This is a genomic window from Pseudomonas sp. Pseusp16 (assembly GCF_047324915.1).
GTDB classification, from domain to species: Bacteria; Pseudomonadota; Gammaproteobacteria; order Pseudomonadales; family Pseudomonadaceae; genus Aquipseudomonas; species Aquipseudomonas fluorescens_CD.
Genome location: NZ_CP168522.1, coordinates 888,062 through 899,825, shown reverse-complemented (window position 1 = coordinate 899,825; position 11,764 = coordinate 888,062). Strand labels below are relative to the sequence as shown.

Annotated in this window: 9 protein-coding genes and 1 pseudogene; all 10 read right to left on the bottom strand. The window is 59.2% G+C overall.

Features of this window, described 5'->3' with window-relative positions; all coding sequences use genetic code 11:
- Window positions 1-18: 18 nt before the first annotated feature.
- The 10 genes and pseudogenes from tssA to ACEN8Q_RS03900 all read right to left on the bottom strand — a co-directional run bounded on the left by tssA (window position 19) and on the right by ACEN8Q_RS03900 (window position 11,755).
- Window positions 19-1,605 (bottom strand): type VI secretion system protein TssA, encoded by a 1,587-nt coding sequence (tssA, locus tag ACEN8Q_RS03945; protein ID WP_413426838.1) that lies wholly within the window; start codon window positions 1,603-1,605, stop codon window positions 19-21.
- On the bottom strand, window positions 1,602-4,970 hold the full coding sequence (locus tag ACEN8Q_RS03940; RefSeq protein WP_413704570.1) for an ImcF-related family protein: 3,369 nt from the start codon (window positions 4,968-4,970) through the stop codon (window positions 1,602-1,604). Before ACEN8Q_RS03940 ends, tssA begins: the two co-directional genes overlap by 4 nt.
- On the bottom strand, window positions 4,963-6,099 hold the full coding sequence (locus ACEN8Q_RS03935) for a hypothetical protein (RefSeq protein ID WP_413704569.1): 1,137 nt from the start codon (window positions 6,097-6,099) through the stop codon (window positions 4,963-4,965). The genes ACEN8Q_RS03940 and ACEN8Q_RS03935 overlap by 8 nt, the downstream gene beginning before the upstream one ends.
- On the bottom strand, window positions 6,096-6,359 hold the full coding sequence (locus tag ACEN8Q_RS03930) for a PAAR domain-containing protein (protein ID WP_111286946.1): 264 nt from the start codon (window positions 6,357-6,359) through the stop codon (window positions 6,096-6,098). The genes ACEN8Q_RS03935 and ACEN8Q_RS03930 overlap by 4 nt, the downstream gene beginning before the upstream one ends.
- Complete coding sequence (locus ACEN8Q_RS03925; protein WP_413704568.1) at window positions 6,359-8,728, bottom strand: T6SS phospholipase effector Tle1-like catalytic domain-containing protein; 2,370 nt, start codon at window positions 8,726-8,728, stop codon at window positions 6,359-6,361. Before ACEN8Q_RS03925 ends, ACEN8Q_RS03930 begins: the two co-directional genes overlap by 1 nt.
- Window positions 8,716-9,237, bottom strand: coding sequence for a DUF3304 domain-containing protein (locus ACEN8Q_RS03920; RefSeq protein WP_413704567.1), 522 nt, complete (start codon window positions 9,235-9,237; stop codon window positions 8,716-8,718). The genes ACEN8Q_RS03925 and ACEN8Q_RS03920 overlap by 13 nt, the downstream gene beginning before the upstream one ends.
- A gap of 14 nt (window positions 9,238-9,251) precedes the next feature.
- A complete protein-coding gene (locus ACEN8Q_RS03915) occupies window positions 9,252-9,569 on the bottom strand; it encodes a hypothetical protein (RefSeq protein WP_413704566.1) in 318 nt (105 codons plus the stop codon).
- Window positions 9,557-10,075 (bottom strand): DUF3304 domain-containing protein, encoded by a 519-nt coding sequence (locus ACEN8Q_RS03910; protein WP_413704565.1) that lies wholly within the window; start codon window positions 10,073-10,075, stop codon window positions 9,557-9,559. Before ACEN8Q_RS03910 ends, ACEN8Q_RS03915 begins: the two co-directional genes overlap by 13 nt.
- Before the next feature lie 104 nt (window positions 10,076-10,179).
- Window positions 10,180-11,252: pseudogene (locus ACEN8Q_RS03905) on the bottom strand (T6SS phospholipase effector Tle1-like catalytic domain-containing protein); the annotation flags it as partial.
- Window positions 11,240-11,755 (bottom strand): DUF3304 domain-containing protein, encoded by a 516-nt coding sequence (locus ACEN8Q_RS03900; RefSeq protein ID WP_413704564.1) that lies wholly within the window; start codon window positions 11,753-11,755, stop codon window positions 11,240-11,242. The gene ACEN8Q_RS03900 and the pseudogene ACEN8Q_RS03905, both read right to left, overlap by 13 nt.
- Window positions 11,756-11,764 lie beyond the last annotated feature (9 nt).

Below are 11,764 nucleotides of genomic sequence, written 5' to 3'. Positions count from 1 at the left end.
AATCCTGATGAATGAGGGTTAACCGCACAGCACCGCGGCGCGTACCGGATCGATGGCCACCAGCGCCGCTAGCAGTGCGTCCATTCGCTGGCCCAGGGCGGTTTTGTCGGTGTCGTTGCGCTGGGCTTTCAAACGCAACAGCTTGAGCAGCCGGGCCTTGACCTCGAAACTCAGCTGCGGCTCCCACTGCGCCAGCGCCTGGCGCTGCGCGGTCGCGTCCAGCTCGCCGAGCAGATGCAGCGCCAGATCACTCTTGCCGTACTGCTCGGCCACCCGCGCCATCAGCAGGTGCAACAACCAGCGCTGTCGGCCGGTGTGAATGTCGGGACGCTGCGCCAGCCAGGCCAGCGCATGCTCGACGCCGTCGCTGTCGGCCTGCGCCAGGGCTTCGCTCTCCAGCAACAGGATCTCGGTGTCCGCACTTGCCGGTGCGGCGGACGGTGCAGGCAACCACTGCTGTTGGCGATTGCCGCTGACGTGCTGGGTGATCCACTCGCGGGTGGTCTCATCGGCGAAAGGCGTGCCGTCGCTCCAGCACAGCGTTTCCAGGCCCGGCAATCGGTCGAGGAACATCCCCAGGTCGCGCTTGGCGATATCGGCCCAGCTGTCCTGGGGCGCGGGTTGTTTGCTCAACGCCTGGCAGGTGTACCACTGCAGATCCAGCCAGAAATGATTGACGCCTTCGGCGTAGATTCGCTCGACCTGATCGAGCAACTCGCTCCAGCTCTGCTGCAGATACAGGCGCTTGAGTTGCGCCCGGTAGTCGCCCCGGGGCGGCGTCAGGCGCGTCAGGCCATTGGCGTCTTGAGGCGGCGTTTGCTGCACCGTGTCCCAACGCAGGCTCTTCATCAGGCGATGGGCCGCCAGCCAGCCCTGGGGTTGTTCGCGCAGATACCCGGCGAGCGCCCGACCACTGTCCAGCAGATCACGACCGGATTTGATGGCCGTCGCAGCGGCTGCACCGGTCTGGACATTGGCGTCATGGCTGGCACTGTTCTGCGGCACCAGTGCATCCACCCCGCCGGACTGCGCCAATCGCGCGGACAATGCGCCATACAGCGCGTCCAGCGCCGGACGTTGGTCCTGAGGCCATGCGTCCAGTCCGCGCTCGAGCCAGGCCAATGCCGTCACCGTGCGCTCCGCTTCGTCCTTCACCACTTCCGGGTACAGCGACAGGCAGTCGAGCACCTTGGCGCTGGTCAACCACTCCAGGGCCATCTTGCGGCTATTGGGCCGCATGGGCAGGACTTGTTCGGCGTAGCGTTCGATCAAGGCCGCCAACAATTCCAGGCCATCGGCCAGACCGGCCTCACCGTCCTTCTGCAAGCGCGCCCACAGGTAGTAGGTGGCCACGCGCAGGTCCTTGCAGCGCTGGGTGAGCAGTTTCTGCGCCAGTTGCATCACCAGGTCGGCGTCCGCGCCGGACAGCTTGTTGACCTCCTCGCGCATGCACTGGAAGTCGTCGTCGTAGCCGGGGTCTTCGCCGACCGGTGATTCAACGCTGATGGGCTGCAACCAGGCTTGCCAGCGTTCGGCGTGCAGCCGGGCCAGAGACAGGGCGTCACGCTCACCCAGGCAGCGGGCGATCAGGCTTCGCAGGCTCATTCGACACTCCCGTTTTGCGCTACTGCCGCACCGCTCTCACCGACGAAAATCTGCGTCGGCAACTTGAAGTCCCGCAGCTTGAGCAAGGTCAGCGGGCCCGCCCCCAGTTCCGTGCGCAGGTACCAGGTCAGGTCGATGCCATCGGGGGCCCTGAGCTGCAGGCGGACCTGGCTGCCACTGTCGGTCAGCGGCGTGACCTTGGCTTTTTCCAGCAGGCGGATCAGGCCCCAGGTGCCTTCGTAATCGCCGAACAGGCGCTCACCGGCAACCACGCTGGTCCAGGTCAGGCGGGTACCTGGATGGCTGGTGAAGCCCGGCCAGCTGAAGCGTTGCCAGCTTTCTTTCTGGTTGAAGTAGTGGTGTTTTTCGCCGTTGAGGATGAAGGTGGTTTGCACCACATCGCGTACCGGTTTGCCCTGCAATTCGAAACTCATGCCCATGCCGCCGTCGGTGTAGAGCACGTCGGCCAGGTGGCTGAGCTGGTTGATCGCTGCGAGGAACTGCGGGTTGAAGCGCAGGCCCTGGCTGTGCCGCGAGTCGGCCACCCAGCGGCTGCCTTCCTTGCGCAGCACGCCGCCCAGTTGTTGCTGCAGGAATTGTTCGATGCGCCCGGAATCGGCGCGGATCATCTGCCCGAGCATGGGCAGGGAAGCGTCGTTGGTGGTGGCCGCAAAGGGGTAGCGGCCGGCGAAAGCGCTGTGCCAGTCGCTGACGATCGCCCGTTGCCACTGGCTGTTGAGGCCCGCGGCCGAGGGTTGCAGGACGCGTTGCCAGGCCTGTTCCAGCGGCTGCACGAACAAGGTCTGGCCGACGCTGTCCCACTCTGCGCCGAGGCTGGCGGCGAGCAGGCTGGCGTAGGCCTGGGTGTCGGTGAGGTCGACGTTTTTGCCCTGGAACACGCTTTGGGCCAGGGCCTGGATCATGGCTTGCGGGTCGGTGGCACTGCGCACTTGCTGCAATTTCAGGCGCACTTGGGTAACGCGGTTGAGGAAGGCGTGCAGGCTCAGGCGTTCGTCGTTTTTGCCTTCGGCGTCCTTACCCAGCAAGGCCAGCAGCGGGCCGAAGCTGGCGTCCAGCGGATGGCTGAGGGTGGGCTGTTCGATCACTGGCACCGGGTCCTGAGCGATCAGTTTTTGCGCCGACTTCACCAGCGAATCGGCCAAGGCCTGCCCGCGCGCGCCGGCCTGGCCCTGATACGCCAGGGTGTTCATCAGCGCGATCAGCGGTGACTGGCGCACGTCGCTCATCAGCGCCAGTTGATCGATCACCTCGCCGAGGCTGTCCACCGGCTGCCAGCGCAGGCTGTTGAGGAAGTCCAGCCAGGCGTTGGCGTAGTCCTGGAAGTAGCGCTCGGTCAGCTGTTGGCGCAACTGGTCCGGGGTCAGCTCGGCGGCGAGGTCTGTCGGGCGGTCGCTGAGCACCCAGTCGATTTCCTCGCGACGGGCCTCGGCGATGGCGTCGATGGCGCCGCGCACCTGGCCTTCCCAGGCCTGGCGGGTGAACACGCCGGAGACGGTTTTATTGCTGACAAACAGCGCCCGGGCATCGGTGTCGCCGACCATCTGCGGCAGGCTCAGCGCCGGGTAGTGATTGGCCGCGTCGTTGAGGACTTTTTGATACAGGCTGGCCTGGGCGTTGCGCTGGCCCAACTGGCCGAGCAGCACTTGGCGGACTTGCGCCACCAGTCGTTTATCGGGCTCGATGCGCCAGTCCGGGTGCTCCGCCAGTTGCTCGGCGTAGAACTGCCAAAGGATTGGCGACAGGGCTTGCCAGAGGCCCGGCGAAATACCGGTGCGTTGTGGTTGCGCCTCACCAAGGGTCTGGGCGAGGAAAGTTGCGTCGGCTTTTTCCGGATGGGCCAACATCAAGTAGGCCTTGAGCTGCGCGTAGGCGGCAGCGGCGCCGGTGACACGCTCGGGGCTGTCCGGGGGCAGTTTGAGCAAGGCGTTGAGTTGCTGTTGCAGAGTGGCGGCAGCCGGGTCGCGCAGCAGGCGGTTGTTGGCCTCCACAAAACGTGGCCATAGCGTTGCCAGCAGTTGCTCGTTGTGGTTCAGGCCGAAGCGTTGATACCAGGGGGTGCCGTGTTCGGCGCGGCAATCCAGGCGACCCAATTCCCGGGCGACCTCATGGAGAGCGCGCAATTGTTCGTCAGCAGATTGCGCCTGGTGCATCGCTGTGACGGCCGTCTGTACCTCGGCGATGTGCACGCGGTTGCTCGCGAACGAGTACAACAGGCCGGCGCCCCATACCGCGATCAGACCTAACGCCAGCACATGGCCGACTCTCGCAGCGCCCCAGCCGAAGCGACGGTGCTGAACCGCCTTGTCGTCGAGCACGCCTTCCCAGGGCGGGGTGACATGCCAAAGGTGCTTCGCGTGTTCATGAGCGCCCTGCAACGGCAAGCTGAACCACAACCCGCGCAACGGCACACCACGCTCAAACACACGCCACAACGGATCAAGCGCCTGCCGCCAGCGGGCAATGCCCTCGACCTGAAGATCGCGAGCCAGGCGCACCAGAAAGTCATGACCCATAACGTCGCGCATCTGCGTCCAGCCTACCTGACGCAGGGGATCGAGCAGGCTGTCCAGCGAGGTTTCCAGAGCCTGCGCCGTGGCAGGTGACGGCAACAGGCAACCGACCGGCTGGGTCGGACGTTTGTCCTGTTTCCATTTGCTATCGCAGACCTGCCACAAGTGCAGCGGTAGTTGCCAGCGCAGTTGGCAGGCCAGTTCTTGCAAGTGACGCGCGCCGACGTCCATGGCGGCGGTGTCGGCGCTTTGCGCTGTGTTCAGCGCCCAGACCACACCGTCCAGCGGACGCCAGCGGGTCAAGCCATGCCAGCGTGTGCGCCATGACTGGTCCAGTTGGCTTTGTGCGCTGCCGCCCCAGAGCAGGATGGTGTCGTGGCTTGCGAGCCATTTTTTATCTCTGAGGGTTGGAGCGATGGCGTCGATCTGATCAGGTTCGCCAACCATGAGCAGCAAGCGGAATTTATGGCGCCAGAGCAGGTTGTGATTTTCGAGGAGGTATTTCCTTAGCCCCGGCACCCATGAGTCATTCGCTGAAGCGTCCTCTTTGCTCAACGGCGAAGTCGCCATCGCGCCCGTTGCGCCAACCACTCGACTCGATTGCGTGACTGCCAATCGATCCCACGCCAGCAGTACCACCGGGCAGAACCAGCACAAGGCAAACCAGGTCCCTGCCCCCCACAGCGCCAACGACTTGAGTGGCAGTCGAGGCCAGCCGAAATACTCGCGGCTCAAGTCGTACAGTAGACAACCGAGCACCACCAGTACCGTCAACACCAGCAGATAACCCAGTCCCACCTTCTTCAGAGAGCCTTCGCTCGTCTTCTTAATCATTGCCATGAGGCACCGCCATTCCTATAGCCAATCGATTGTTTCCGTCCTGGCTCAGCCAGCCACAGGGCTGTCCGGCCGCCCTTGCCTGCAACAACGCCAGGGACATGCCGATGAAGGGCGCCAGTTGCGCCAACACGCCCCAGTGCCCTGACAATTGATGTTCGGCAGACTGCCAGCCGCCTGCCACGAAAGCGCCCTGACTGGTTTTATCCAGCGCCAGGCAAGCCGGCGGTGCCGCGTCCAGCCCGGCGTAGCGCTGTAGCTGCACACAGAGCTCAGCGGGCGATTCGTCGGACTCGCGCAACAGGTACTCGCCCCGGTGCAATAACTGCCGGCCCTGATGGCTCACCAGCCAGAGAAATCCTGCTTCACCGGGCAGATCCGGCTCGTCAGCGCTCGGTACCGAGACCACCCCGACGCAGAGCACCCAATCCGCCTCATCGCGACAGTCGTGGTGAAACGCATCAATGAGCGTGTCCAGATCGCTCAGGTCAGCCAAAGGCATGCGCGCTTCGGGCAACACCACGCCGCCCTTGGTCACTGCCTTTAAATAGGCGCATTGACTGGCCTCATCGCCGATCCAGGCGATCCCTCGCAACGACGGCCAGCGTTCTTTCAACTCGGGGAGTTCAAGGGTCATCCGCGCCAGGCGTCGGGCCAACGCCGGAGTACGCTCACTGGACGAGCCCAGCGCCACCGGGCAGCACAACATGGGCTGCGTGGAGCCATCGGGCTTCGATGGCTTGGGTGCGGGTGCACCGGCCATCAAACCGTGGTAATGGGTTTGCTCATCGCCCACGGGCCCCAGCAGCAACACTTGCTCCACCGGCAGACCCAGGCACCGCCACCCCCACCAGCGCTGCACAGCGGCATCAACCGTGCGCCGATACACATCGCGGTTGAACAGGCCGATTTGCCACCCCAGCACACGCAGGGCCAGTGCCAACATCCAACACAACGGCAGCACGGCACTCCATAACCAGAGCTCCAGTCGTGGCTGATCCTCTGGCCATAACGACAACAACACCGCCGACTGCAACCCCCAGAGCCACAGCAAAGCGAGCCACCAGCGTCGCCAACGGGGTTCGCGCGGTTCGATAACGTCCGGGTATTGCGGCGCCCGATTCATGGCGCCGACATCATTGACGAAGCGGCAAGGGAGCTGACCAGTTGGCAGCCGCATTCACACTGGCACCCATCCAGCGCCACGGGCGTGTCGTCCATGGTCGCTATCGAGGTGCCCTCCTTGATGCGTGTCAGCCCGTGCAAATCGCAGCGGGCCTGATCCCCCACGCAGGCCACCGGGAAACCGAAGGCCTCGTAGTGACCTTCAAGCACTTCACCACCGAAAGGGCTGAGCGAGTCGCCCATGCGTACCAGAGGCAACATCACACGTCCTCCCCGGTGAGTTCGAACAAACTGCCCGCCTCGCGCAGCATGGCGGTGGTTCGATCGATCATCTGCGCATAGTTTTCCTCGGCAATCTGCTGCTTGAGCTCAGCCGCCACCTGGCCGATATGAGCCGTCGGTTTGAGCAACTGCGCGGCCTCCGGCAGGAACGGCAGCGCCACACCCCGCGCCTTGTCGATCACCTGATAGCCGATGGTGGCGCCACCGATGCCAGCGGCCAGCCCGCCAACCCCGCCCAGCACCCCACCGCGCTTGATGCCGTAGACCGTTGCACCGGCGAGCATCGCCACGCCCAGTATTCGTCCAGCCACCACCACGGGTGCCAGGTCCCGGCTGTTGGCATTGCCGAAATACGTCATGCGATAGAAGAAATAACCGGCCCACAGCTCACGGGATTTCAACGCGTCATGCATGAACCAGGCGCGGGAGTCATGTATCTGGTCATCGAACAGCGCGACCACCAGCGCCATGCGCGGGTCGGTGCTGGGCGTGCCTCGATCGTCGCGGAACAATTGTTTGGTGCGCAGATCACCTGCGGCCCTGATCGCGGCGTGGTCGTGCAATTCATCGTTTTCGTTGAGCAGATAGATGGCGTCGCGCAAGATCACATCGGTGATCGTACCGGCCGCACTGGTTTGCTTGCGGTCGAAGCCTCTGTAGTCGCGCTTGAATTCCGCAGCCGCCTCGCTGAGCTGGGTCTTGTCGATCTGCGGTTCGTAGATGGGCGGGCCGGGATGATTCGTTGCCGCCTCGGGCGCTTTCAGCCGATCGGCCAAGATGATTTTCTTCTCCTTTTCATAGGCCTCGCGTTGTTGCTCAGTCTCGTAGCCAGTGATTTCGTTGGCCTGGGTGAAAAACGGCTGATGCTTGTAACTGTCGTTGTTCTGCAACGGGTCATTTGCATAACGACCGATGCGCCAGCCGGTGATCCAGCCCAGTTGATCAGCGAGGGCTTCTTCCACTGTTGTACTGAGTAGCTCGGGTTTGTACTCCCAGGGTTTTGTATGGGTGGGGGTGGGGGTGGGGGTGTAGGTGGTTATGCCTGGGAGGGTTTGGCGCCAGGCGTTGAAGCGTTCGACTAGCGTGTCACTGATTCCAAACTCTCTCTCGGTTGCAGGACTCATGGCACGCCATTGTCTAGACGGCAGCAGGCATTCCGGAAGCACGGTTTCCCGTACCTGCAACGGCGCGCCCGCAGCGAAGGCTTCGGCATACATATCGTGCAGGACGATCTGCGACACCAGTTCATTGGTACCGCCTCGGGCTTTGCCTTGGTCATTCTGCGGATAACCACCCCCGACATCGGAATGCACACCGGGGTACACCACTTCATAAGTGTTGAGCGGGTACTGACCGTCCTCGTTGCGGATCGAGTCCAGCGGAAAACACGAGCGTTGCTCGAAGGCCGCGACGAAGTGCCGGCAGCGTTTGACGAAGTTCGGAAATTTTGCCGCGTCGGGCAACAACTGACTGTCATCAGCCCAGTCCATGTGCCCGGCAAAAAAAGGCGCTGCATGGGCGATGCCGACCGAGGCGACCGTGTCCAGCACACCGAGAAACTCGACGCTGACCGGCAGACCGATCAGTCGCTGTTCGGGAAGCTCGGCACCGGCCGGCGTATCGAACAACTGGCTCAGCCAGGTCACAAAGGCGCGCGCCTCAGCCGCGCCGCGCGAGAAGCCGTATACGAACAGTTTGATTCCCAGCACCTTGGGTAGCCGGGACTTTTCTTTGCAAGCTTTCAAGGGGCCTAGCAGCCCGTTCATGACTCGACGTCGCTTGCCATCTCCCAGGACGCTCATCAGCGGTGCCTGCCAGGTGCTCATTTCCTTGACCGCGTCCTTGGCGTCTGTACGCTTTATTTCTTCTTTGTTTTTCAGTGCATAGGACAATGCACTGGCTACCTGTACCAACGCCCAATTGATCCGATCCTCACCTCCCGTCGCGAACCGTAGCCCGTCTGCGCTGTAATCGAGTTCGCCAATTTCCGGAAACGGCGTGCCGACACCGGGCATGTAGTAAGAAAAGTAGCCTTCATCCTTGGCCTTGTTTCCTTGAATTGACGCATGGTAGAGCTTGGCGATATTGCTCGGGTGATTCTTCTTCGTATCGTTGAACTCGTTATTGTTAGTGCCATCGAAGAACAGACTGATGTGCAGACTGTGGCAGCATTCAAACCCCAGGGACTGTCCTTTGGAATCGACGCCTCGCTGGTGACAAACCTCTTCGGCGATTTGCTTTTTGTAATTGGCTGTCACTGTCACAACATCACTAGGCAAACGCCTTTCCAGTGGAAAAACCGGCGGAGCCCATACCTTGGCGCTTTTATTTTTCTTTACTTCGGACATACGGTAGGCTCCTTCATATCCTGTGGCTCTTTAATGGGGTTATTGGGCGATCCGTACCCCCAACATGAAGTCGTAACTTTTATTTGATTGCACGTTAAGAAATGCACACTTAAACCACATGAATCTGTTCCCGACCATTCGGGAATATCCACAATAGTGCTGTAGCGCTGAAACTTCGCCTCATGCGCAGCCCACGCACCCTCATCAAATTCAAACCCAGTTGTTTTTCGTTTTATTTTTGCAAAAGGTTCAGGATCGATTTCCCATTCAATATGAGCCTTTAAACCTGGGCGCCATTTAGTCGGCAAAATAATACAACACGCACTTCCCCCACCTCCGTGAGCTCGGTACCCATTAACGGAAAACCAATTAATCGCATGCAGGGTGTGGTTAACCGCCTGTAGATTCCCCCCCGCCATTTCATTGTCCGCCGTGGAGCATCCAACTAACGCCAGTCCAAACAAGCCCAACAACCATCGCACCCTTGTTTTTTTCATAGTTATCTCCATCACCGATCACTCCCTTATTTCATTTCAGGCTGCATGGGAAAAATCCCCACTGGGAGCTTTCCCATACAGTCTCTTGGGTGATTCTTATTCGTATCGTTGAATTCGTTATTGTTAGTGCCATCGAAGAACAGACTGATGTGCAGACTGTGGCAGCATTCAAACCCCAGGGACTGTCCTTTGGAATCGACGCCTCGCTGGTGACAAACCTCTTCGGCGATTTGTTTTTTGTAATTGGCTGTCACCATCACAACATCACCAGGCAAACGCCCCTTCAGTGGAAAAACCGGCGGAGCCCATACCTTGGCGCTTTTATTTTTGTTTACTTCGGACATACGGCAGGCTCCTTCATATCCTGTGGCTCTTTAATTGGGTTATTGGGCGATCCGCACCCCCAACACGAAGTTGTAACTTTTATTTTATTGCAAGTTAAGAAGTGCACACTTAAACCACACAAATCCGTTCCCGACCACTCTGGAATATCCACAATGGTGTTGTAGTGCTGATATTTAGCTTTATGCTGTAACTGAGCTGCCCGGTAACCCTCTGGATCGGATGGCCATTTTGAGTACGCGAATTGATCGGTATCCACCTCCCATTCAATATGAGCCTTTAAACCTGGGCGCCATTTAGTCGGCAAAATAATACAACACGTACTTCCGCCGCCTCCGTGGGTTCGGTACCCATTAACGGAAAACCAATTAATCGCATGCAAGGTATGGTTAACCGCTTTGAGATTACCTCCCGCCATTTCATTGTCCGCCGTAGAACATCCAACTAATGCCAATCCAAAAAAGCCCAACAACCATCGCACCTTTGTTTTTTTCTTAGTTATCTCCATCACCGATCACTCCCTTATTTCATTTCAGGCTGCATGGGAAAGAAGTCCGCACGGGCATTTTTCCCATGCAGTCTGAAGAGCGAAGAAACGTGTGGGGAAATAACCTGTTCATTCTGCGGATACCCGCCCCCGACATGGGAATGCACACTGGGGTACACCACTTCATAAGTGTTGAGCGGGTACTGACCGTCCTCGTTGCGGATCGAGTCCAGCGGAAAACACGAGCGCTGCTCGAAGGCCGCGACGAAGTGCCGGCAGCGTTTGACGAAGTTCGGAAATTTCGCGGCGTCCGGCAGCAACTGACTGTCATCGGCCCAGTCCATGTGCCCGGCAAAAAAAGGCGCCGCATGGGCAATGCCGACCGAGACGACGGTGTCCAGCACACCAAGAAATTCCACACTCACCGGCAGACCGATCAGACGTTGCTCAGGAAGCGCGGCACCGGCCGGCGTATCGAACAGCTGGCTCAGCCAGGTCACGAAGGTTCGGGCCTCAGCCGCGCCGCGCGAGAAGCCGTATACGTACAGTTTGATTCCCAATACCTTGGGTTGCCGGGACTTTTCTTTGCATTTCTCCACCCCCCCAGCAGTCCCTTCATGACTCGCCGTCGTTTGCCTTCTCCCAGGACACTCGTCAGTGGGGCCTGCCAGGTGCTCATGTCTTTGACTGCTTTTTTTCTGTCGGCTATGGATAATTCTTCGTTGGTCAATGCAAACTTCAGCGCATGAGCCAAGGACATTAATGCCCAATTGATGCGATCTTCACCACCCGTCGCATATCGTAGGCCGTCTGCGCTGTAATCCAGTTCGCCAATCTCCGGAAACGGCGTGCCGACACCTGGCATATAATAAGAAAAGTAGCCCTTACCCTTAGCTTTGTTTCCTTGAATCGACGTATGGAGGAGTTTGGCGATATTGCTCGGGTGACTCTTCTTTGTGTCATTGAATTCGTTATTATTAGTACCATCGAAGAACAGGCTGATGTGCAGACTGTGGCAGCACTCGTACCGTTGGGACTGCCCTTTTGAGTCGACCTCTCGCTGGTGACCGTGCTCCTCGGCAGTTTGCTTTTTATAATTGGCAGTCACCGTCACAGTATCACCAGGCAAACGCCCCTCCACCGGAAAAACTGGCGGCACCCAGACCTTGGCGTTTGAATTATTCTTTACTTCGGGCATACGACTGGCTCCTTCATATCCTGTGGCTCTTTAATTGGGTTATTGGGTGATCCGTACCCCCAACACGAAGTCGTAACCTTGACTTTATTGCAAGTTAAAAAGTGCACCTTAAGGTCGCATGACTCTGTTCCTTGCCACTCTGGAATATCCACTATGGTGCTATAGTGCCGATATTTAGCCTTATGAGTTTTCATAAACTCTCTGAACTCATTCGTCCCGAGGGGTGGTGACTCAGCAAAAGGCTCCGGATCAACTTCCCACTCAATACTTGCCTTCAAACCAGGACGCCATTTAATCGGCAAAATGATACAACACGAACTTCCACCACCACCGTGAGCTCTGTACCCATTGACCGAAAACCAATTAATCGTATGCAAAGTATGATTAACCGCCTGTAGATTTCCACCGGCCATTTCATTGTCCGCCGTGGAGCATCCAACCAATGCCAATCCAAGCGACCCCAACAGCCATCGCGTCATAGTTTTTCTCAAAGGTATCTCCATTACCGCTTA

Bases quoted from the DNA above. Each gene is read 5' to 3' on its own strand.
- tssA (WP_413426838.1), bottom strand. From the start codon at position 1,605: ATGAGCCTGCGAAGCCTGATCGCCCGCTGCCTGGGTGAGCGTGACGCC.
- ACEN8Q_RS03940 (WP_413704570.1), bottom strand. From the start codon at position 4,970: ATGATTAAGAAGACGAGCGAAGGCTCTCTGAAGAAGGTGGGACTGGGT.
- ACEN8Q_RS03935 (WP_413704569.1), bottom strand. From the start codon at position 6,099: ATGAATCGGGCGCCGCAATACCCGGACGTTATCGAACCGCGCGAACCC.
- ACEN8Q_RS03930 (WP_111286946.1), bottom strand. From the start codon at position 6,359: ATGTTGCCTCTGGTACGCATGGGCGACTCGCTCAGCCCTTTCGGTGGT.
- ACEN8Q_RS03925 (WP_413704568.1), bottom strand. From the start codon at position 8,728: ATGTCCGAAGTAAAGAAAAATAAAAGCGCCAAGGTATGGGCTCCGCCG.
- ACEN8Q_RS03920 (WP_413704567.1), bottom strand. From the start codon at position 9,237: ATGGAGATAACTATGAAAAAAACAAGGGTGCGATGGTTGTTGGGCTTG.
- ACEN8Q_RS03915 (WP_413704566.1), bottom strand. From the start codon at position 9,569: ATGTCCGAAGTAAACAAAAATAAAAGCGCCAAGGTATGGGCTCCGCCG.
- ACEN8Q_RS03910 (WP_413704565.1), bottom strand. From the start codon at position 10,075: ATGGAGATAACTAAGAAAAAAACAAAGGTGCGATGGTTGTTGGGCTTT.
- ACEN8Q_RS03900 (WP_413704564.1), bottom strand. From the start codon at position 11,755: ATGGAGATACCTTTGAGAAAAACTATGACGCGATGGCTGTTGGGGTCG.